Raw genomic sequence first — 22,479 nt, 5'->3', positions numbered from 1 at the left:
TCAATTTGAACAACTGATAACTGCAACTGCGACTAATTACTATTTTTCCCTGCAAAAATACATTTTATTACACTAAACTTAAAACTTTGTAGTTATATTCTATGTAAACAAAAATTCTTTAGTATTTTTACAGCATAATTCTATATATATATGGCAGTATCATTTGAACAATATCAACGTAGAAGATTGATTTCCTCATACTTTTCGGTTGTTTTTAGTATTTTTTTAGTGTTATTCTTGTTAGGTGCTTTAGGCCTTTTTGTGATCAATTCTGAAAAAATTTCAAATGATTTCAAGGAAAATATTCCGATGAACGTTTATTTTAAAGATGAAGCCAATGATACGCTTTTAAAAGCCTTTGACACCGAGTTAAAAAATGCAAAGTACGTTCGTAGTTATAAATTTGTTGACAAAGAGCAAGCAGCAAAAAACAATGAAGACATTGTTGGCAAAGATTTTAAAGAGTTTTTAGGATTCAATCCGTTACAAAATTCATTTGATATCCATTTAAAAGCCGACTATGTTACGAGTGCTGAAATTCGTAAAATTGAAATGGAAATTAAACGAAACCCGTTAATTTCAGATGTAATTTATCCAAAAGAATTGGTAGATTTAGTAAATGAAAATGTTACTAAAATTAGTTTTTGGATTTTGATTATAAGTGGAATTTTGGCAGTTATTGCCATGTTATTAATTAATAGTTCTATTCGAATTTCGATTTACTCTCAACGATTTACAATCAAAACCATGCAGATGGTGGGAGCTACAAAGTCTTTTATTAGAAAACCATTCATTATTAGAAGCATCATTTTAGGACTAATTGGTTCCTTATTAGCAATTATTGGATTGGTTTTTGTTTGGTTATACGTAGATGGATTATTCCCAACATTAGGAATTGCAAAAGATGTTACTTCTTTTGTTATGGTAGCAGCAGGTGTATTGATTGTAGGAACGATTATCACTTGGATTAGCACTTATTTTGCGACTACTCGATTCTTGAATTTAAGAACTGACGATCTTTATTAACATTTGGTTCTCCGAAGATTAAAAAATATACAAAATGGAAAATAATAACAAACCAGAATTTCTTTTTGAAAAAGTCAATTATAAAATACTATTGATTGGATTAGCTGTAATTGCCCTAGGATTTATTTTAATGAGTGGTGGAGCTAATGAAAATCCTAATGAATTTAATGAAGCGGTTTTCAGTTTCAGACGTATTCGTTTGGCTCCCACTTTAGTTTTAATTGGTTTTGGAATAACAATATATTCGATTTTAAAAAATCCGAAGAAATAATCTTTTATGAATACACTAGAAGCTATTATACTAGCGATAATTGAGGGAATCACGGAATTTTTACCCGTTTCTTCAACTGGACATATGATTATTGTCTCTTCCTTTTTTGGAATTGCACAAGATGATTTCACTAAACTTTTTACCATAGTCATTCAATTAGGTACCATTTTATCTGTAGTGGTATTGTATTTTAAACGCTTTTTTCAAAGTATTGACTTTTATCTCAAATTGTTTGTTGGTTTTATTCCAGCTGTCATTTTTGGTTTGTTGTTTAGCGATGCTATTGACAGTTTATTGGAAAATCCGATAACTGTGGCCGTATCTTTAATTGTTGGAGGGGTACTGTTATTAAAAGTAGACGAGTGGTTTAGCCATTCCGAAGAAACTAAAATTTCTTATTTAACCGCTTTTAAAATTGGTTTATTCCAATGTTTAGCCATGATTCCTGGTGTTTCTCGAAGTGGCGCAAGTATTGTTGGTGGAATGACTCAAAAATTATCTCGAACAACAGCAGCAGAATTTTCTTTTTTTCTTGCTATTCCTACTATGCTAGGAGCTACTGTAAAAAAATCATATGATTATTATAAAGCTGGATTTGAACTTTCTCAAGACCAAATCAACTTATTAATCATTGGAAATGTTGTCGGTTTTATTGTTGCTCTAATCGCTATAAAATCGTTTATTGGTTTCTTGCAAAAAAATGGATTTAGAATCTTTGGTTATTATAGAATTATAGCTGGAATTGCTATATTACTTATTCATTTCTTTGTTCAAAAATTAACCATTATCTAATGAAGGCAGAAGATGTTTTAAACGGAAAAATCTTGTTGATTGACAAACCTTTAACATGGTCTTCATTTCAAGCCGTAAACAAACTCAAATATAGTTTAAAAAGAAAGTTCAACTTGCCCAAAAAATTTAAAATTGGGCATGCAGGCACATTAGATCCACTAGCTACAGGTTTACTAATCGTTTGTACGGGTAAATTCACTAAAAAAATTACTGAATTAATGGGTATGGAAAAGGAATATACTGGTACCATAACTGTAGGGGCTACCACACCTTCCTATGATTTAGAAACTGAAATCGACGCTACCTTCTCAACAGCACACATTACAGACCAATTAATTTTAGAAACTGCAAAACAATTTTTAGGTGAAATTGAACAGTTCCCCCCTGTTTTCTCAGCAATAAAAAAAGACGGAAAACGATTATATGAACATGCCCGAGCTGGAGAAGCAGTAGAAATTAGCGCAAGAAAAGTAAGTATTCATGAATTTGAAATTACAAAAATTGCACTACCTGAAATAAACTTTAGAGTGGTTTGTAGCAAAGGAACTTATATCCGATCTTTGGCTTATGATTTTGGTAAAGCTTTGCAATCTGGCGGACATCTAACAGCATTAAGACGAACAAAAATTGGAAAATATGACGTGGATAATGGAGTTACTCCTGAAGAATTTGAAAAACAATTGGAGGCTTAAATACTTTATTTTTATTGTTGTTATAAGCTCTTTGACTCAAGCTCAAAATGTATCACTTAAAACGGGAGATTTAATTTTTCAATCTATGGATTGCGGTCCATTATGTGAAGCCATCAATGAAGTAACTGAAGGTTACCAAGGAAAAGATTTTAGCCATATAGGTTTGGTGTATATTAAAAACGACAGCACCTTTGTGATTGAGGCCTCTGGTAATGCTGTTCGGCTAACTCCTCTACAAACTTTTCAAACATATACTAAAGCACCCATGTATATTGGTCGACTAAAAAGAAAATATAGAAAATATATTCCAAAAGCAATTTCTTTTTCTTTGACACAAATTGGAATGCCATATGATGATGCTTACTTGTATGACAATGGAAAATATTATTGTTCCGAGCTTTTATATGATGCTTTCTTAAACGCCTATGGAAAACCTTTTTTTGAATTATTACCAATGACGTTTAAATCTCCTAAAACCAAAGTCTTTTTTCAAGTTTGGGTTGATTATTACTCTAATTTAAAAATGGAAATCCCTGAAGGAAAGTTGGGATGCAATCCTGGAGGAATTTCCACTTCAGATAAATTAAAAATAATTGGGATTATAAAATAGCTTTATATTCGTGTAAATTCACAACTTCATTTTGAACAGCTACTCCTTTATTTTGCACATACCATTTCTGAAGGGCAATTTTAGCTGGTTCATCCACCACGCCGTGAGAAGCTTTATAGTCTAAAATTAATTGTTTGGCTTCATTAGGCCTAGGTCCCCAGTCACTCAAAACCTCATGTGTTTCGGCATCCAAAATAATTAATTTAGGAATAGCTTTACCCCCATTCGTTAAAAAATGTTGCATCAATGCATCATGATCATCTCGCAAAACAATTTTTAATTCAATGTGTGCACTTATCTCTGCCATTTTATTTAATACTGGAACTATATTGGCAGCATCGCCACACCATCCTTCAGACAATACTAACCAAATATATTTTTTTGGTAATTTATTCAATGCCGTGGCTATTTCTGGTAAAACTTCAATCGTTTTATCTAATCGATGCATTCTAGCTTCATTTAATTCTGAGTAATGTCTCATGTCTTCATTCTGTATCATACCGGTAGATTTACCCTCGGCCAATAAATCAGAAATTAGCTTCCTGTAAGCAACATAAGACAAACTGTCTTTTAAACTTTGTTCAATAATTTCTCTCATAACAATTTATTTACAAAAAAGATGTTTTTTTGAATTTGGTATCAAATTTACATTTAACTTTGATAATTAATTGTAATATTTGTTACGCATGATAAATTTACCCTCTAAATCACTTGGTATTGTACTTTCTGGAGGAGGTTCCAAGGGGATTGCTCATGCTGGAGCTTTACAATTTTTATCTGAACAAAACCTCATTCCAAGCGAAATGGCAGGTACAAGTGCTGGTGCTATAGTCGCAGCTTTATACTGTTTTGGTAAAAAGCCTGAAGAAATACTTGAGTTTTTTAAATCTATTTATTTTTTTCATTGGAAACATTTCACTTTAAAAAAACCAGGAATTATTGACTCTGACTCCTTTAAAACTTATTTCAAAGCTATTTTTGGAACTACTAAAATTGGTGATTTACCTATTAATTTACATATAACTGCTACTGATTTAGTCAAAGGTAAATTAAAAGTTTTTCCACCAGAAACCTTATTAATTGATGCTGTTTTAGCTTCTTCTTCTTTTCCTGGCGTCTTGTCTCCTTATGAGATTAATGGTAAATTATATAGTGATGGTGGCATTTTAAATCATTTCCCAACAGATATATTACAAGGAAAATGCGATACCATCATTGGCATTTATGTTAGTCCAATTCAAAACATAGTAAAAGAAGATTTAAAGACAATAAAATCAGTAACTTCAAGAGCATTCGATTTGTTATATGCTCATGGTAACTATCAAAAATTTAGTTTGTGTAATTGGATTATTGAACCTAAGGAATTAGCCAATTTTAGCACTTTTGAAACAAATAAAAACAAAATGGATCTTATTTTTCATTTAGGCTATGAGGAAGCAAAAAAATCTTATACATCTCAGAAAGGATAATATGAAACTACATTTTTTTTGAAATAGAATATATTTATATTTGCAACATAAAATTCAACACAACCATAGCATATAATGTGCTCAAAAACAAACCTTAATTTATTATGAAGTATAAAAGAATTCTTTTAAAATTGAGCGGAGAAGCTCTAATGGGGGAAAGACAATATGGTATTGACCCAAAGCGTTTAGCTGAATATGCAGCAGAAATTAAACAAATTCATGATAAAGGGGTTGAAATTGCTATCGTTATAGGTGGAGGAAATATTTTTAGAGGTGTAGCTGGAGCGAGTAATGGTATGGATCGTGTTCAAGGAGATTACATGGGCATGTTAGCAACCGTAATCAACGGCATGGCTTTACAGGGTGCTCTAGAAAATGCGGGTATGCAAACTCGTTTACAAACTGCGTTGAAAATTGAAGCTATTGCTGAGCCTTATATCAAAAGAAGAGCAACACGTCATTTAGAAAAAGGAAGAATTGTAATTTTCGGAGCAGGAACTGGAAATCCTTATTTTACAACAGATACCGCAGCTGTTCTAAGAGGAATTGAAGTTAATGCAGATGTAATTTTAAAAGGAACACGTGTAGATGGCGTTTACACGGCTGATCCAGAAAAAGACGTTAATGCCATTAAATTTGATCAAATTTCTTTTGAAGATGTATTAGCAAAAGGACTAAATGTAATGGATACAACAGCTTTCACCTTAAGTCAAGAAAATAAATTACCCATTATCGTATTTGATATGAATAAATCTGGTAACTTATTAAAAGTTTGTGAAGGAGAAACCGTTGGTACAACAGTAACTATCTAAATATAAAATATTCGATTAAAAAATAACATGATGACCGAAGAAATTAACTTTATCATTGATAGTGCTAAAGAATCTATGAATGGTTCTATTGCACACTTAGAAAAAGAATTCTTAAACATTAGAGCGGGAAAAGCCTCTCCTCAAATGTTAGGAGGTGTTTTTGTAGATTATTATGGTTCTCAAACACCAATTTCTCAAGTGGCTAATATTAATGCTGCAGACGCAAGAACATTAACCGTTACACCTTGGGAAAAAAACATGTTACAACCTATTGAAAAAGCAATTATGATTGCAAATCTAGGATTGAACCCAATGAATAATGGAGAAAACATTATTATTAACATTCCACCTTTAACAGAGGAACGCCGTCGTGACCTAGTAAAACAAGCAAAATCAGAGGCAGAAGACGCAAAAATTGGGATAAGAAATGCTAGAAAAGATGCCAATACAGATATTAAAAAAGAAGAAAAAAATGGAACTTCTGAAGATGTTTGTAAAAAAGCAGAAGAAGATATTCAAAAATTAACAGATAGTTATATCAAAAAGATTGATGAATTATTAGCTGTTAAAGAAGCAGAAATCATGAAAGTATAATGCTTTAATAAAGAAAATAGCAAAGCCTCTTAAATTAAGAGGCTTTTTATTTATCCAAAACAAACAAAATTAATTTATAATTTAGTAAAATATTTTGATTCAAAAGTAAAATAAAAGTTGAAAAGTTATAACCTTGAAGAAATTCGAAGTAAAATGGAATACTATTGTAGCTACCAAGATCGTTGCTATAAAGAAGTAGAAGTAAAATTAAAAAGTTTCCATTTAATTCCTGAAGCTAAAGAACAAATCATGATTTTCTTAATTGAGAATAATTATATCAATGAAGAACGTTTTGCAAAAAGTTTTGTTCGGGGAAAACACAATTATAAAAAGTGGGGCAAAAAAAGAATTAATATCGAGCTGAAAGCCAGAGAAATTTCAAGTAAAAACATTGAACTTGCTTTACAAGAAATCCCCGAAGAATTGTATATTCAAAATTTTAATGAACTAGCAGAAAAACATTGGAATAGTATTACAGAAAAAAACAGCACCAAAAAAAACAAAAAGTGGGTAGACTTCCTTTTAAGAAAAGGCTATGAATCCCATTTAATTTATGATAAATTAACTGAATTAACCCAATAAAAAAGGCTGGAAAACCCAACCTTCTTATTACAGTCTTGTCTAAAGACATCGATCTTATCTCCGTTAATCGTTCTTTCACAAGTGCTGTATAAGTACTAACAAAAAACACAACTTAATCGCCAATACTACTATAACAAAAAAACTACTACTATTAATCTAACTATAAAACATTTTTATTCTATCTTATTTTACATGGCAAATCTAAAATCACTATGTTAAATGAAACTAGTATTGGCATTATTTAAATGTTAACTTCCGCGCCAAAATATTAAGAAAACAATCCCTTTTAGATGGCTTCAAAAAGCCTTATCTTTGCGCAAACTTGAAACATTATGTTAGAAGATAAAAATCAAAAAAGAACGAGTATTGCTTCTTTAGGCGAATTTGGTTTGATAGAACACTTAACCAAGCACTTCAAAATTAACCAAGAAAGCACTTTAAAAAGCATAGGTGATGATGCAGCAGTTCTAGATTTTAAAGATAAAAAAGCCGTTATTTCAACCGATTTATTGGTAGAAGGTGTTCACTTTGATTTGAGTTATATGCCCTTAAAACACTTGGGGTATAAAGCGGTTGTAGCTAATGTATCTGACATATGTGCGATGAATGCCATTCCTACACAAATTACGGTTTCTTTAGCCGTTTCTAATCGTTTCCCATTAGAAGCCTTAGAAGAATTAATGGCTGGTATTACACTTGCATCTGAAATTTATAACGTAGATGTTATAGGAGGTGACACAACTTCTTCTCAAAAAGGTTTAATCATAAGTATTACGGCTATTGGAGAAGCACTGTTAGAAGACCTAACTTATAGAAATGGCGCAAATGTTGGAGATTTATTGGTGGTTTCTGGAGATTTAGGAGCAGCTTATATGGGCTTACAAGTACTAGAACGCGAAAAGCAAGTATTCCAAGTAAATCCAAACAATCAACCAATATTAGACGATTACACCTATTTAATTGAACGTCAATTAAAACCTGAAGTACGTAAGGACATAAAAGGTATTTTAGAAAAATTAGAAATAAAACCCACAGCTATGATTGATATTTCAGACGGATTATCCTCTGAAATCCTACATTTATGTAAACAATCAAACGTGGGATGTAATTTATTTGAAGAAAAAATTCCTGTAGATCCTCAATTAATCAATGTTTGCGAAGAATTCAATTTAGACATTACAACCATTGCTTTAAATGGTGGAGAAGATTATGAATTATTGTTTACTATTAAAATGGAAGATTACAATAAAATTAAACACAACCCAAATTTTACTGTAATAGGTCATATGGTTGCCGAAAATGAAGGCGCACACCTTATTACTCGGGCCAATACCAAAATTGGTTTAAAGGCAAGAGGTTGGAATGCTTTAGAGGAAAACAATGACACAATTTAAATCAATTCGTCCCATTCTTTGGACTAATAGTCTAGAAGAAAGCATTACTTTTTATTGTACTGTTTTAGGATTCAAATTAGATGAAAAAAATGTAGATTGGGGCTGGGCTTCTTTAACAAAAGAGGAAGTCAACCTCATGCTAGCACTACCTAATGAACATACATCTATTGAGAAAATTGGTTTTTCAGGCAGTTTATACTTTGAAGTAACTGAGGTGGATAAGCTTTGGGAGGAAATTAAAGATAAAGCAAAAATTTGTTATCCTCCAGAAGTTTTTGAATGGGGCATGAAAGAATTTGCTTTGTATGATAACAATGGATATTTATTACAGTTTGGTACAGCACAATAAAAAATCCCGAAACTTGATTGTTTCGGGATTTCTATTAAACTTATATTTTTACTTCATTTTCATCAGCCAATTGCGCATAGACACTTCATTTGCAATAATACCTCTTAAATCGGCAATCGCTACACGTGCTTGCTCCATAGAATCTCTATGACGAATAGTAACCGTTTTATCTTCTAAAGTTTGATGGTCAACGGTAATACAGAAAGGCGTTCCTAATGCATCTTGACGACGATAACGACGGCCTACAGCATCTTTTTCGTCATAAGCTACATTGAAATCCCATTTTAATTCCTCCACAATTTCTTTAGCTACTTCTGGTAAACCATCTTTTTTAACTAAAGGCAAGACTGCTGCTTTTGTAGGTGCCAACACACTTGGTAAACGTAATACTGTTCTTGTTGAACCATCCTCTAATGTTTCTTCTTGTAACGCTTTTGAGAAAACCGCTAAGAACATACGATCTAAACCAACCGACGTTTCAACTACATATGGAACATAATTTCTATTTTCTTCGGTATCAAAATATTGTAATTTCTTACCTGAATATTGTTCATGTGCTTTTAAGTCAAAATCTGTACGTGAATGAATGCCTTCTAGTTCTTTAAAACCGAAAGGGAAATTGAATTCAATATCAGCGGCAGCGTTAGCATAATGGGCTAATTTCTCATGATCATGAAAACGGTAATTTTCCTTACCTAATCCAAGAGATAAATGCCATTTTAAACGTGTTTCTTTCCAGTACTCGTAGTATTTCATTTCCTCACCTGGCTTCACAAAGAATTGCATTTCCATTTGTTCAAACTCACGCATACGGAAAATAAATTGTCGAGCTACAATTTCATTACGGAAAGCTTTACCTGTTTGAGCAATTCCGAAAGGAATCTTCATACGGCCAGTTTTTTGAACGTTCAAGAAATTAACAAAAATTCCTTGTGCCGTTTCTGGACGAAGGTATAAATCCATAGCAGAATCTGCAGAAGCCCCTAACTTTGTACCAAACATTAAGTTAAACTGACGCACTTCTGTCCAGTTACGTGAACCTGATTCTGGACAAGCTATTTCCAATTCTTCAATTAACGCTTTTACATCTGCTAAATCACCTGATTCTAGACCTTTAGCCATACGATGCAAAATGCTGTTTTTTTGGTCTAAATACCCTTTTACTCTTTCATTAGTCGCTACAAATTGTGCTTCATCAAAGGCATCACCAAAACGACCTCTAGCTTTTTCGATTTCTTTTTGTGCTTTTTGATTTAATTTTTCGGCATAATCCTCAATTAAAACATCGGCGCGGTATCTTTTTTTAGAATCTTTATTATCGATTAATGGGTCATTAAATGCATCTACGTGACCAGAAGCTTTCCAAGTAGTAGGATGCATAAATATCGCCGCATCAATACCAACAATATTTTCGTGCATTTGCACCATTGATTTCCACCAGTAATCACGGATGTTTTTCTTTAATTCTACCCCGTTTTGAGCATAATCATAAACTGCGCTCAAACCATCATAAATTTCGCTTGACGGAAAAATAAATCCGTACTCTTTTGCATGCGAAACTACATTCTTAAATAAGTCTTCTTGTTTTGCCATAGTGCAAAAGTAAAAATAGGAACGGAATAAAGAAAAGTTTTTTTGTAAATTAATTATAGCTGAAGATTGTAGAACCTATTTTCTTTGTGCCTGAATATAAATTTACTAAGTAGCGTCCTTTATAAATTTTATTTTTTTCTAAATCAACATACGTACAAACATCCGTAATTTGCTTGTTGTACAAGAAATCTACTTTTTTACTATAGCGTAATGTTGTGTTATTTTGTTCAAATACTAAATTATCTTTAGAAACAATTTCATTTTTTGGATTGACAATTTGTACAAACAACTCTTTGTTTCCATAATCCACTATTTGATTTCCTTCAAATGAAAAACAAACTCTGATCTGTTCGATTTCTTTCTTTTGTGCGTTTGTTGAATTATCTTTTATAAATTTAACCCCTCTTGCTTGTAAGTTAGAAACAATAAGTTTGCTTGCAGATGAAATTTTCTCAATACTCTCTTGATTTTTTCTTTCTCTTTGAGTTAATCTACTTTCTGTTTGTAAACGTCTAAGTCTATTTTTCAATCTAAAGATAGAATCTTTAACTGCGGTTATTTGTTCATCAATAGAAGAAAACGATTTTCCAGATAAATTATTAAAATCAACATTATTTTGATTTCTATTTGCTCCTGCACTGTATTTGTTACTATTTAATTTAATTAACACAGAATCATACTTCTCAATCATTTCTGATAATTGAGATTGTGCTATGTAATTTTCTTCTTTCAAACTATTTTGAATTTTGTTAGAAGAAATAGTATCTTTATAATCTTTAAAAAACAATACCACTATTAATAGTGATAAAAAGAATATGATTAATCGATTCGAATTGTCGTTTTTGCGAGACATTAAATTAAATTTTGCTTTAAAAATAAAATTAATAAAATCAAATGCTTCATTTATTCGATAAAATACACAAAAATCTGTTAAAAATAATTTACCCCACGTATTGCTTGGGTTGTCAACAATTATTACTCAAAAACGAAGACGTTTTATGTTCAAATTGCTTACACAATCTTCCATTAACATTACATCAAGAATTAAGTGTAAATGAAATCAACCGAAATTTTTATGGTATTCTACCATTAGAATTTGCTTATTCTTTTCTTTATTTTCACAAAAACGGAATTACTCAAAACTTAATTCACCATTTAAAATATAAAAAGAGACAAGACATTGGTGTTTTTTTAGGCGAGTTGTTTTCTTATCATTTACAATCCAACGAGAAAATAAGGAAAGTAGATTTCATAATACCTGTTCCACTTCATGAGAAAAGGTTGTTTGAACGAGGATATAATCAAGTAGATACATTTTGTCAAACACTTTCAAGAGAATTAAACATTACTTATGATAATTCTATATTAAAGAGAATATCATATTCAAAATCTCAAACTAAAAAAAACAAGAAAGAACGAAGTGAAATGAGTACAACTCCATTTGAAGTTGTTTTCGATGCTTCCCTTCATGGAAAACATTTTCTAATAGTTGATGATGTTATTACTACAGGAGCAACATTGGAAGCTTGCGCAAAGGAACTTCTGTCCATTCCAAATAGCAAAGTAAGCCTATTAACCATTGCTTATTCTCAATCTTAATTTTTGATTAAATAGTTATGAAGGAAAAGAATATAGTTGTTACTTTGCCAAATAAATAGAAATAAATGCATTTATCTATTTCTAAAAAATTGAACGTTTTTATGAAAAATCTAAACTTTTTTCTAACTCTATTACTAGGTTTTATTATAACAAGTTGTGCTAAACGCGGAACAATCACAGGCGGTCCAAAAGACACAATCGCTCCTGTTTTAGTAAAAAGCGTTCCAAAAAATTATGAAACTAATTTCAATGGAAATGAAATTAGAATTGACTTTAGTGAATACATCAAAATCAAGGATGTAAACAAGCAATTAATTATTTCTCCTCCCATGGACAAAAAACCAACGGTTTCTCCTCAAGGAAGTGCCAGCAAATTTATTTCTATTAAACTGAATGAAGAATTAAAACCTAATACCACTTATAGTTTTAATTTTGGGCAAAGTATTGTAGACTATAACGAAGGAAATCCTTATAACCAATTTAAATATGTATTTTCTACAGGTAGTTTTGTTGACTCTTTGAAAGTTTCAGGTAAATTTATGGATGCCTTTGAAAACAAAGCTGACGACTATGTAAATATTCAATTATACGATGCTACCACATTTAAAGATTCAACAATTTATAAAGAAGTTCCTCGATATGTTACAAACACACTTGACAAAAATACTTCTTTTACCATTGAAAATATTAAAGCAGGTGAATATTACTTGATTGCCCTAAAAGACAAAAACAACGACTATAAATTTCAGCCTAAAACAGAGAAAATAGCCTTTAGAAAGGAGAAAATAAAAATACCTACTGATTCAACTTACCTACTCAAACTATTTAAAGAAAAAACAAAAGCAAAATTTTTTAAACCAACTCAAGAATCTAATAACAAATTATTTTTAGGATTTGAAGGGGAAAAAAGACAAATAAAAGTTGTAGGGAAAAAAGACAACAAAGAAATCCCTCTTTTTGTAACCAATTATTCTAAAGAAGAAAAAAAAGACACTTTACAAATATTTTTACCTGAAAACATTAAAGATTCTCTTCAGCTAAAAGTTATAGCAGAAAACTATGAAAAAGAGTTCTCTGTAAAGCTGAAAAAAATGAAAATATCAGACTCACTCTCCATTAAATTAAATGAAAATCAAAATTTAACCTTTAGAGATTTAGTCAAATTAAAAACGAGTACACCTGTAGCAAAAATCAATAAAGACAAAATTCAGCTTAAAAAAAGGGATAGTATATCAATTCCTTTTGAAACTTTATCTGATATTTATAATGAAAGCATCATTTTTGATTTTACCAAAGAAGAAAATGAAAGCTACAACATAAAATTACTTCCCGGAGCTATTGAAGACATTTATGGCAATAAAAATGATAGTTTAGCTTTTACCTATAAAACAGCGAAAATTAGTGATTTTGGTAATTTAAAACTTCGGTTGAAAAATGTGAAACGTTTTCCTCTTGTAGTTGAAATACTGGCTAATGAGAATACTATTGTTGATCATTTTTACAGTGAAAAAGAAACCGAAATTAACTTTGAAGGAATTAAACCAAGTTTATATACGATTAGAATTTACTACGATGATAACAAAAACAGAAGTTGGGACACTGGTAACTATTTACAAAAAAAGCAACCTGAAGAATTAATTTATTTTTCAGAAAAAATTGATGTAAGGGCTAACTGGGATGTAGATCAAGTGTTAGAATTGAATAAATAAGCCCAAACTGAAAGACATGCCTCAAAAATTTGAAGCTTTTTGGGGCATTTTTATTAGAAAAGTGAAAATTCATCTTTATCCTTTAAAAAATTTAATTTAGTCCTTGTTTCTAACATTGTATTTTTATCTAACAAGGCATATTGAATTGCTTCTTCCTCAAAAGGGGGTAGTACAAAATGGCCTAATTCATCAATTATTTGAGAATGTCCAATATATTCTAATCCGTTCCCATCAAAACCTACACGGTTTACACCAACAACATAAGATAAATTTTCAACAGCCCTTGCTCTTAACAAAATATCCCAAGCTTGCATTCTTTGTTTTGGCCAATTCGCTACATAAAGAAGCAAATCATAATCCTCAACATTTCGGCTATAAACGGGAAAACGAAGATCATAACATATCAATGGGCAAATTTTCCAACCCTTGTATTGAATTATAACCTTCTCTTTTTTGTTAGAGGTATATACTTTTTCTTCTCCTGCCAAAGTAAACAAATGCCTCTTATCATAAAATTGAACTTCACCATCAGGGAAAACAAAAAACAAGCGGTTATAATAATTTTCTGCCTCCTTGATTACCAAACTACCTGTCATAGCTACATTTAAAAGAGCCGCTTTACTTTTTAACCATTTTAATGTAAAACCCGCTTTTGATTCAGCCACATTTTGAGGAGACATAGTAAAACCACTAGTAAACATTTCTGGAAAAACAACCAAATCCACATCTTCTTCCATTGTTGTAAACCATTGTTCATAGTGCTGTAAATTTGCCTCCTTATCCTCCCATTTGATATGAGTTTGTATTAAAGCTACTTTCATGTTACATCCTTATACTAACAAATTTAATAAATAAAAAACGCATATTGATTTCAATATGCGTTTTCAAAAATATAAAAACAGATTGTTTTATTTTAATGATGCTTTTAAATATTCTCTATTCATTCTAGCAATATTCTCAAGAGAGATGCCTTTAGGACATTCCACTTCACAAGCACCAGTATTGGTACAATTTCCGAAACCTTCTTCATCCATTTGACGTACCATGTTTAATACACGTTGAGTTGCCTCCACTTTACCTTGAGGTAGTAAAGCATACTGAGAAACTTTTGCTCCAACAAATAACATCGCTGAACCATTTTTACATGTAGCCACACAAGCACCACATCCAATACATGCTGCTGCTTCAAAAGCTTTGTCTGCATCTGATTTAGGAACAGGAATAGCATTGGCGTCAATAGTATTTCCTGAAGTATTAACAGACACAAAACCACCTGCTTGTTGAATTCTATCAAATGAACTTCTATCAACAACTAAGTCTTTGATTACTGGAAAAGCTTTACTTCTCCATGGTTCTACATAAATAGTTTCCCCATCTTTGAAAGAACGCATGTGTAATTGACAAGTTGTAATTCCAGTATCTGGTCCGTGTGCTCTACCGTTAATAAACATCGAACACATTCCACAAATACCTTCACGACAATCGTGGTCAAAGGCTACGGGTTCTTTTCTTTCGTTAACCAATTGTTCGTTCAATTGGTCCATCATTTCTAAAAACGAACTGTCAGTAGAAACGTTATTTAAGGTATAATCTTCTAATTTACCTTGCGTTTGACCGCTTTTTTGACGCCAAACTTTTAATTTAATATTGATACTTTTTGATGCCATAATTTTATTTTTTTAAGTGATTAGTGATAAGTAACAAGTGATTAGTTTTTCTAAAATGGACTAATTACTATTCACTACATACTAATGACTATTTATAATTTCTAGCTGCAATTTTAATGAATTCGTATTTCAATTCTTCTTTATGAAGTACTGATTTTCCTGCATCACTTCCTTGATATTCCCAAGCTGCTACATAAGAGAAGTTGTCATCATCACGTAATGTTTCTCCTTCTGCATCTTGATATTCTTCGCGGAAATGTCCACCACAAGATTCTTTTCTTAATAAAGCATCTTTAGCCATCAATTGTCCTAACTCTAAGAAATCAGCAACACGTAATGCTTTCTCCAACTCAGGATTTAATTCGTTGGCAGAACCAGGAACAAATACATCTTTGTAGAATTCCTCTCTTAATTCAGCAATTTCATTAATTGCTTGTGTTAAACCTTGTTCATTACGAGCCATACCCACTTTATTCCACATGATGTGACCTAAACGTTTGTGGAAATGATCTACGGATTTCGTTCCATTATTATTTAAGAAACGATCAATTGATTGACGAACTTCATTTTCAGCATCAACGAACTCTGGTAAATCTGTAGATATTTTACCTGTTCTAATCTCATCTGCTAAATAATTTGAAATGGTATAAGGTAATACAAAATAACCATCTGCTAAACCTTGCATTAATGCAGAAGCTCCTAAACGGTTAGCTCCGTGATCAGAGAAATTAGCCTCTCCTGCTACGAAACAACCTGGAATAGTTGACATTAAGTTGTAATCAACCCATACACCACCCATCGTATAGTGAACCGCTGGGTAAATCTTCATTGGAGTTTCATATGGATTTTCCGCTGTAATTTTTTCATACATTTGGAATAAGTTACCATATTTTTCTTCTACCCATTTTTTTCCTAATGCGATGATTTCAGCTTCAGAAGGATTGTGATTTCCTTGTGCGTAAGCAGTTTGTTTTCCTTTATTTTTAATTTCTGTAGAGAAATCTAAATATACACCTTCGTTAGTATCATTAGCTTCAATTCCGAAACCAGCATCACAACGCTCTTTTGCTGCACGAGAAGCAACGTCACGTGGAACTAAGTTACCAAAAGCAGGATATCTTCTTTCTAAGAAATAATCTCTTTCTTCTTCCGCAATTTGAGTTGGTTTTAATTTACCAGCTCTGATTGCTTCTGCATCTTCTTTTTTCTTTGGAACCCAAATACGTCCTGAATTACGTAAAGATTCAGACATCAATGTTAATTTAGACTGATTTGTTCCGTGAACAGGAATACAAGTTGGGTGAATTTGCACAAAACAAGGGTTAGCAAAATAAGCTCCTTTTTTGTGGATTTTCCATGCTGCAGTAACATTACTTCCCATTGCATTTGTTGATAAGAAATAAACATTTCCATATCCTCCAGAAGCAATAATTACAGCGTGAGCAGAATGTCTTTCTAATTCACCAGTAATCAAGTTACGAGCAATAATACCACGAGCTTTACCATCTACTTTAACGATGTCTAACATTTCGTGACGGTTGTACATTTTTACACGTCCTAAACCAATTTGTCTAGACAAAGCTGAGTAAGCTCCTAACAACAACTGTTGTCCTGTTTGACCAGCAGCATAAAAAGTACGCTGTACCTGAGTTCCTCCAAATGAACGGTTGTCTAACAAACCTCCATATTCACGAGCGAATGGAACACCTTGCGCTACACATTGATCAATGATGTTACCTGAAACTTCTGCTAAACGGTGAACGTTTGCTTCACGTGCGCGGTAGTCACCACCTTTAATTGTATCGTAGAATAATCTATATATACTGTCTCCATCATTTTGATAGTTCTTTGCTGCGTTAATACCCCCTTGAGCTGCAATAGAGTGTGCTCTACGAGGAGAATCTTGAAAACAAAACGCTTTTACGTTATACCCCATCTCTCCAAGAGATGCAGCAGCTGAAGCACCAGCCAAACCTGTACCTACAACGATTACGTCGATTTTTGGTCTATTATTTGGAGCAACCAACTTTAAATGATTCTTGTGGTTGGTCCATTTTTCAGAAATATGACCTTGAGGTATTTTAGAATCTAATGCCATATGTTTTTATTTTAATATAAAGTGAATGTAAACTGGAATAATTGCAAATAAAAGAGGAACAAGCACAGAGAAAGCTTTACCAAACAATTGAATGGCTGGAGTAAATCTGTTATTTATTCCTAAAGATTGGAAAGCACTTTGGAAACCATGCCATAAATGGAATCCTAAAACGGCCATTGAAAACACATAAAAAATAGTGAATAATAAGCCCTCATTAGGAATAGCTCCAAATAATTTACCTTGACTTTTGAAAAATTCAATAGTGATTTTGTGTAAATCTTTGTACCCTTCCGCAATTTTAATTTTCTCTTTTTTCACTTTGTTGCCATCATTAACATCTTTAAACTCTCTGTTTAAATAAATCGAATTTCCTTCAACAAAATAGTATTTCCCATCAACCGCAGAAGCTGGTATAAACTTACCTAAAAAGGGATCATTTCCAGCTAAACCATTGTTAGTTGAAATGTAAAAATCAATTTTTTGCCCCATGTTTTCAGCAGTAATGGTTTGCAAAGGCATCTTTTTATCAAAGTGCATTTTTGCCCAGAAATTAACCATGTGAGTAGCGATGAATACTAAAACTAAAGTACCTAAAACAGCCATATTTCTTGAAGAAAACGAACTGCTCACGCTATCATTTTTGTAAGCATAATTTACTGGTCTAGCTTTTTTGTTTTGAATTGCTAAAGCGATACCATCAATAGCATGGAAAAGAATTGAAATGTAAGTTAAATAAGAAAGGACCTTAACTGCAGGATTTGAGGTCATAAACAAAGCATACTTATTAAATTGTAGTGCAGCTTCAGTAGTTCTTCCTGCTAACAATTGTAAGTTTCCTAATAAGTGACCAACCAAAAACAAGCACAAGAACAATCCTGTCAATGCCATCCAATATTTTTTTGCGATAGATGACTTTAAAAATGCTGATTTTGCCATAATTATAGTTATTGTTAATTTGAAATATATAAATTCAAGCAAAAATAAAGGTTATATGTAGAACATACAACCTTTGAAACTTAATTTATAATGATTTTAAATGAATTTAACCTTTGTTCTTGGTGCTCCACGCTACTACCCGAACAAAATTAAACATAGACGTCCTTATTGAGCGCATTTATTTTGGGAAAAAACAGACTGTTTTGGTTAAAACACTTTGAAGCAAATTACTTAAACAACTAAAAAACAAACCTCTTTTAAATTGCTTTAAAAGAGGTTGAAATTTATACTTTTTGTGGCTTGTTTTTAAAATATGATGGTTGTGCAACAGCTACTGCTGTTAGCTGTAGTACTTTTTATTCTATTTCGTCTGCTTTCCAATCAATTTCTTTCTTTATTTCTTCAAACGAATAATTTCCAAGTTTTAAAATTTCTCCTTTTTCATTTATATATCCGAAATTTTCGCAAATAATAGAGTAATGTTGGCAATCTTCTTCTTTTGCGTGTTCTTTCCAAGGAACTTTTTTACACTTTTCTCCTATTATTGCTTTTCCATTATGAAATGAAGTCACAAATTCAAATTGAGGTTTTATAACTATTTGACCTTTTTCGTTTGCAAATCCAATTTTATTTTCGTCATCAATTATTCTAATTTTGTTTTCAATTAAATAATCTGGACTTGGTTCACCAATACTTGTATTGTAGACTTGAAATAATATATTTTCTTTTGCATCAATTGCAGTCCAACCAGGATTTCCTTTTTTTCCAAATACTGCAAAATATCCATAATTATCAAAGTTGAATGTTATGTAATATTTTGATGAATCTAACACTTTTATTAAATTATTTTTTTCATCAATAAGTAAATACACACTTCTCCAAGTTTCAGTTTCTTTCTGTTCAACTTTGAATTTAGTTTGTGCACTCAGTTTTGCTAAAAATAAAAAAGATATTATTATAAGTTTTGTTTTCATTTTAAGTCGTTTTTTGTAGTATTACAGCTGACTTGTTTATATGCGCTACATTATATCGCTAATCTACCCAATTTTGGGTGGATATGCGCTATAAAGTAGCGTTTATCAAATATAGTATTTTTTTTATTCCTACAAATCATCAAATGGGCTTTTTGTTTTTCTGAGCTATTGGTATTAACTTGTGTATAAATCAAAGTTGTTGGGGCTATTAAGCCACAAAGAGTCTTTTAGCAAATGCCTGCAACAATCATAAAACAAGGCTTTTCAGCCTTCAAAAACGCGATGGTAAGCCATTCAAAATTTAGAATTATAAACCACAACTAAAAAATAAACCTCTCTTAAATTACTTTAAAAGAGGTTGAAATTTATACTTTTTATAGTTTATTTTTAAAAAATGATAGTTGTGCAACAGTTACCACTGTTACCAGCAGTTTTTTTATTTGAATGTTATTGTGATTAAAAAATAGTGTGGAATTTTAAAGTGTTCGCCCAATTTTTCCGGTGCTATTTCTGATTGTGCAACTTCACAATAAGAACCTGAACCGTCCTCGTGAATTGTCGGTGTTATTATCGCAAATACAGCATTTTTTTTCTTTAGGTCAATATTCAATTCTTTTTTACTTCCAAAAAAATCTTTAAGTGCGTATTTATCTGAATCGCTATTTAATTTGAAATACGATTTTTTACTTCCGAATTTTTTTCCTCTGATATATGTTTTCAATTTTCCGTCGCTCAATTTGAAAAAGAATTTAAGTGATTCTTTGTCAGAGTCAATTTTAAAATATTCAGTTTCTGAACCGTCAAAAAGAGTATAAGTTTTTATTTGTTTTCCATTTTTATATTCTTCGAGATTTATTTGGTAATATCTACCTCTTAGATTTTCACTTTCAAAATTTAGTTGCTCAATATAAATATTTTCAAAATCTATTAAGTCTTGAATTTCTTTATTTTCACTTCCGTAGTTGTTTGTCATTTTAACATTTTGAGCAAATACAAAATTTGTCATTATTACGAAGGCGAATAAAATTCTGATTTTTAGTTTCATAGATGATTTTTGATTTAAAATTGCTGGTAACGTTCCCTTGCTACAAGAGGTTTGGGACTAAATTAAGCCTTATTTTCGGATTTGCCTAAACTTCCCAAATACAAGACCATTTTTAAATTAAGCCAAATGCCCAAATCTCTTATAGCAAGTGTTGTATGTAGTTGCTTATTTAAACGGATTTAATTTATCTTTAGTTTCGTCTTTCAAAATAGCTTTTTCTTTTTTTTCAGTTAAATACTTAACTAGTTTGGCTTTTAGTATTGGTATAAATTCGTCAACTTCATTTTTTATTGTTAAAAGATATTTTTCAATTATCTCTATATATTTCAACAATAGATTTTTCAAACCTTCAATTGCTTCATCGTTACCTGTTATCGTTGAGTAATTAGTAAGTTTAATATTCATATCGTGAATATTTAATTCAACATTTATTTCCATTGCATTAAATCCATTGGGAGCACACTTAAAAAAAACATTATTCCCCGAAGTAGGAATGTTATAATTAGCTATTTCAATTTCAATTAATTTTCCTGGTGTAAAATATGTACCTGACGGTAATTGACGACCATCAATTTTTTCCTTATTTATTGAAGTTGTTGTATCCTCTTTAATTAATCTGGGAACAAATAATTGTAACTCTTTGATAAGTTTTTCACTTTCTTTTTCAACATCGAGATTAATTAAAGTGAAATCATTATATCTGTCTATTTTATTTTTCAAAGTTATTTCAATATTGTTCAGATATTCAGAAAGTCTTTGTTCTTTAAATAAAGTTGTCATTTTTTTACTTTTAAGATACATTTTGTTTTTTTTAAGGTTAATTATTCTGGTTCTGCGGTGCAATTACATACAACTTGTTTATATGCGCTACATTATATCGCTAATCTACCCAATTTTGGATGTATATGCGCTATAAAGTAGCGTTTATCAAATATAGTATTTTTTTTATTCTTACAAATCATCAAGAGGCTTTTTTTGTTTTCTGAGCTATTGGTATTAACTTGTGTATAAATTAGAGTTGTTGGGGCTATTAAGCCACAAAGAGTCTTTTAGCAAATGCCTGCAACAATCATAAAACAAGCCTTTTCAGCCTTCAAAAACGCGATGGTAAGCTATTTAAATTTTTACATTTGAATTACAACTAAAAAATAAACCTCTTTTAAATTGCTTTAAAAGAGGTTGAAATATATACTTTTTGTGGCTTGTTTTTAAAAAATGATAGTTGTGCAACAGCTACCTGTGTTAGCAGCTGGCATTTTATGCTTTTTGTCTAATATTTTCAAGAATAAATTGCATTTCACCCCTTAATTTTAAACCTATACATAATTTATATGGTTTCTTTTTACAACAATAACATAATGAATCAATTGTTCCATTTGAATACATAAATTTTTCATGTTCTTTTTTCCATCTTTGCAAAATTTCGATAGCATTATTAATTTGTTTAGTAACCATTAATTCACCATTCAAATTACGCTTTCCTGTTTGGAATAACTTGGATATTGTTTCATTTAAAATAATGTAATCGTCAACAACACTATTCGTAGTTATATTTATTCTAATGTTATCTATATATTCGCCTGTGTAGTTCCAAGTATTATCGTTATCAGGAACAAATAAGATTTGGTTATAAGGTATTTTTTTAGGAGTTATGTCAATTAATTCATTATTTTCTGATTTCCATACAGTATGTCTTTCCGCTTCATATATATAAGGAAAAGTATGAATTGTCCAACCGTGAATTATTGAACCTCCATCTCTTTTTATTTTTTCCAAAACGTTAGGAAAGCAATTGTCTATAGTTGCTTGGGAATCAATTAATACAGGAACTTTTATTATATTACGATTAGCTCCAATTTTTAATAATAATTCATTTATAAAACGATTCTCAAGCATGATGTTTAAATATTTCAAACAGATAATTTAATTATTTGAAATGTCATTATAGACATCGTTTAGTTTTTCAAACTTTAGAACACTAAATTTAGCATTTGGTAACCATAAGTTTTCGTTGTTGTCATATAAGATTGAAAAATCTTCATTTCCGAGGTATTTTTTTAAGATACTTTTGGCTTTATTTCTATCTATTTTAACTGTCATTTTATATTTTTCAACATATTCTTTTGGGTTATCAAAATCAACTGGGATTGAAGTAATAGTAAGTTCATTTATGTTAGTTTGAGCGAATGTTTGAAATGCTACATAAACAATGTCTCTTTTGACAATTTCTTTTTTAATATCTTCTGTATCTCCTTTAAGTATAGGTT

The 22,479-nt window shown here is 31.0% G+C and carries 25 protein-coding genes; 13 read left to right on the top strand and 12 right to left on the bottom strand.

Going from position 1 to position 22,479, the window contains the following annotated elements; all coding sequences use genetic code 11:
- Positions 1–150: 150 nt before the first annotated feature.
- Genes QZ824_RS00125 through QZ824_RS00105 form a run of 5 tightly spaced genes read left to right on the top strand, consistent with a single transcriptional unit; the run spans position 151 to position 3,391 of the window.
- Positions 151–1,026: a permease-like cell division protein FtsX gene (locus QZ824_RS00125; protein ID WP_291274013.1), complete on the top strand. Its 876-nt coding sequence runs from the start codon at positions 151–153 to the stop codon at positions 1,024–1,026.
- A 34-nt stretch (positions 1,027–1,060) separates the two neighbouring features.
- The gene (locus QZ824_RS00120; protein WP_291274012.1) at positions 1,061–1,297 is read left to right on the top strand and encodes a DUF3098 domain-containing protein; all 237 of its coding nucleotides are present in this window, start codon (positions 1,061–1,063) and stop codon (positions 1,295–1,297) included.
- A 6-nt stretch (positions 1,298–1,303) separates the two neighbouring features.
- Complete coding sequence (locus tag QZ824_RS00115) at positions 1,304–2,089, top strand: undecaprenyl-diphosphate phosphatase (RefSeq protein ID WP_291274011.1); 786 nt, start codon at positions 1,304–1,306, stop codon at positions 2,087–2,089.
- Positions 2,089–2,781 (top strand): tRNA pseudouridine(55) synthase TruB, encoded by a 693-nt coding sequence (gene truB, locus QZ824_RS00110; RefSeq protein WP_291274010.1) that lies wholly within the window; start codon positions 2,089–2,091, stop codon positions 2,779–2,781. The genes QZ824_RS00115 and truB overlap by 1 nt, the downstream gene beginning before the upstream one ends.
- Positions 2,726–3,391 carry a YiiX/YebB-like N1pC/P60 family cysteine hydrolase gene (locus tag QZ824_RS00105; protein WP_291274009.1) on the top strand — a complete coding sequence of 222 codons (666 nt, stop codon included), beginning with the start codon at positions 2,726–2,728 and terminating at the stop codon, positions 3,389–3,391. Before truB ends, QZ824_RS00105 begins: the two co-directional genes overlap by 56 nt.
- Here QZ824_RS00105 and QZ824_RS00100 read toward each other — a convergent pair.
- Entirely contained in the window at positions 3,381–3,989 is a 609-nt protein-coding gene (locus QZ824_RS00100) for a thioredoxin family protein (protein WP_291274008.1), read from the bottom strand. The genes QZ824_RS00105 and QZ824_RS00100 overlap by 11 nt on opposite strands.
- Before the next feature lie 88 nt (positions 3,990–4,077).
- Between QZ824_RS00100 and QZ824_RS00095 the strand changes: the two genes are divergently transcribed.
- From QZ824_RS00095 to QZ824_RS00070, 6 genes are all read left to right on the top strand, one after another.
- Positions 4,078–4,860, top strand: coding sequence for a patatin-like phospholipase family protein (locus tag QZ824_RS00095; RefSeq protein WP_291274007.1), 783 nt, complete (start codon positions 4,078–4,080; stop codon positions 4,858–4,860).
- Between the two features lie 104 nt (positions 4,861–4,964).
- Entirely contained in the window at positions 4,965–5,672 is a 708-nt protein-coding gene (gene pyrH, locus QZ824_RS00090; protein WP_291274006.1) for a UMP kinase, read from the top strand.
- A 30-nt stretch (positions 5,673–5,702) separates the two neighbouring features.
- Positions 5,703–6,266: a ribosome recycling factor gene (frr, locus tag QZ824_RS00085; RefSeq protein ID WP_291274057.1), complete on the top strand. Its 564-nt coding sequence runs from the start codon at positions 5,703–5,705 to the stop codon at positions 6,264–6,266.
- A 117-nt stretch (positions 6,267–6,383) separates the two neighbouring features.
- Positions 6,384–6,848, top strand: coding sequence for a regulatory protein RecX (locus QZ824_RS00080; RefSeq protein ID WP_366844041.1), 465 nt, complete (start codon positions 6,384–6,386; stop codon positions 6,846–6,848).
- Positions 6,849–7,180: 332 nt separating this feature from the next.
- Positions 7,181–8,242, top strand: coding sequence for a thiamine-phosphate kinase (thiL, locus tag QZ824_RS00075; RefSeq protein ID WP_291274005.1), 1,062 nt, complete (start codon positions 7,181–7,183; stop codon positions 8,240–8,242).
- On the top strand, positions 8,229–8,591 hold the full coding sequence (locus tag QZ824_RS00070) for a VOC family protein (protein WP_291274004.1): 363 nt from the start codon (positions 8,229–8,231) through the stop codon (positions 8,589–8,591). Before thiL ends, QZ824_RS00070 begins: the two co-directional genes overlap by 14 nt.
- A 48-nt stretch (positions 8,592–8,639) precedes the next feature.
- On the opposite strand, the gene QZ824_RS00065 is transcribed toward QZ824_RS00070, so the two are convergent.
- Complete coding sequence (locus QZ824_RS00065) at positions 8,640–10,184, bottom strand: glycine--tRNA ligase (protein ID WP_291274003.1); 1,545 nt, start codon at positions 10,182–10,184, stop codon at positions 8,640–8,642.
- A gap of 49 nt (positions 10,185–10,233) precedes the next feature.
- A complete protein-coding gene (locus QZ824_RS00060) occupies positions 10,234–11,037 on the bottom strand; it encodes a hypothetical protein (protein ID WP_291274002.1) in 804 nt (267 codons plus the stop codon).
- Between the two features lie 41 nt (positions 11,038–11,078).
- Here QZ824_RS00060 and QZ824_RS00055 point away from each other — a divergent pair, with 41 nt between their 5' ends.
- Positions 11,079–11,783: a ComF family protein gene (locus tag QZ824_RS00055; protein ID WP_291274001.1), complete on the top strand. Its 705-nt coding sequence runs from the start codon at positions 11,079–11,081 to the stop codon at positions 11,781–11,783.
- A 101-nt stretch (positions 11,784–11,884) separates the two neighbouring features.
- Positions 11,885–13,492: an Ig-like domain-containing protein gene (locus tag QZ824_RS00050; RefSeq protein WP_291274000.1), complete on the top strand. Its 1,608-nt coding sequence runs from the start codon at positions 11,885–11,887 to the stop codon at positions 13,490–13,492.
- A 53-nt stretch (positions 13,493–13,545) separates the two neighbouring features.
- Here QZ824_RS00050 and QZ824_RS00045 read toward each other — a convergent pair whose 3' ends face one another.
- From QZ824_RS00045 to QZ824_RS00005, 9 genes are all read right to left on the bottom strand, one after another.
- Positions 13,546–14,313, bottom strand: coding sequence for an amidohydrolase (locus QZ824_RS00045; protein ID WP_291273999.1), 768 nt, complete (start codon positions 14,311–14,313; stop codon positions 13,546–13,548).
- An 87-nt stretch (positions 14,314–14,400) separates the two neighbouring features.
- On the bottom strand, positions 14,401–15,162 hold the full coding sequence (locus QZ824_RS00040) for a succinate dehydrogenase/fumarate reductase iron-sulfur subunit (protein ID WP_291274055.1): 762 nt from the start codon (positions 15,160–15,162) through the stop codon (positions 14,401–14,403).
- A gap of 85 nt (positions 15,163–15,247) precedes the next feature.
- Entirely contained in the window at positions 15,248–17,257 is a 2,010-nt protein-coding gene (locus QZ824_RS00035; protein ID WP_291273998.1) for a fumarate reductase/succinate dehydrogenase flavoprotein subunit, read from the bottom strand.
- 6 nt (positions 17,258–17,263) lie between these two features.
- The gene (locus QZ824_RS00030; RefSeq protein WP_291273997.1) at positions 17,264–18,193 is read right to left on the bottom strand and encodes a succinate dehydrogenase cytochrome b subunit; all 930 of its coding nucleotides are present in this window, start codon (positions 18,191–18,193) and stop codon (positions 17,264–17,266) included.
- 356 nt (positions 18,194–18,549) lie between these two features.
- On the bottom strand, positions 18,550–19,167 hold the full coding sequence (locus QZ824_RS00025) for a WG repeat-containing protein (RefSeq protein ID WP_291273996.1): 618 nt from the start codon (positions 19,165–19,167) through the stop codon (positions 18,550–18,552).
- Between the two features lie 436 nt (positions 19,168–19,603).
- Positions 19,604–20,173 (bottom strand): hypothetical protein, encoded by a 570-nt coding sequence (locus tag QZ824_RS00020; protein ID WP_291273995.1) that lies wholly within the window; start codon positions 20,171–20,173, stop codon positions 19,604–19,606.
- Positions 20,174–20,377: 204 nt separating this feature from the next.
- Entirely contained in the window at positions 20,378–20,992 is a 615-nt protein-coding gene (locus QZ824_RS00015; protein WP_291273994.1) for a hypothetical protein, read from the bottom strand.
- Between the two features lie 477 nt (positions 20,993–21,469).
- Positions 21,470–22,108 carry a hypothetical protein gene (locus tag QZ824_RS00010; RefSeq protein WP_291273993.1) on the bottom strand — a complete coding sequence of 213 codons (639 nt, stop codon included), beginning with the start codon at positions 22,106–22,108 and terminating at the stop codon, positions 21,470–21,472.
- A 27-nt stretch (positions 22,109–22,135) separates the two neighbouring features.
- A partial coding sequence (locus QZ824_RS00005; protein ID WP_291273992.1) for a hypothetical protein occupies positions 22,136–22,479 on the bottom strand: 344 nt, incomplete at its 5' end.

Source organism: Flavobacterium sp. (assembly GCF_021151785.1).
GTDB lineage: Bacteria > Bacteroidota > Bacteroidia > Flavobacteriales > Flavobacteriaceae > Flavobacterium.
This window is presented reverse-complemented; position numbering and strand designations above follow the sequence as displayed.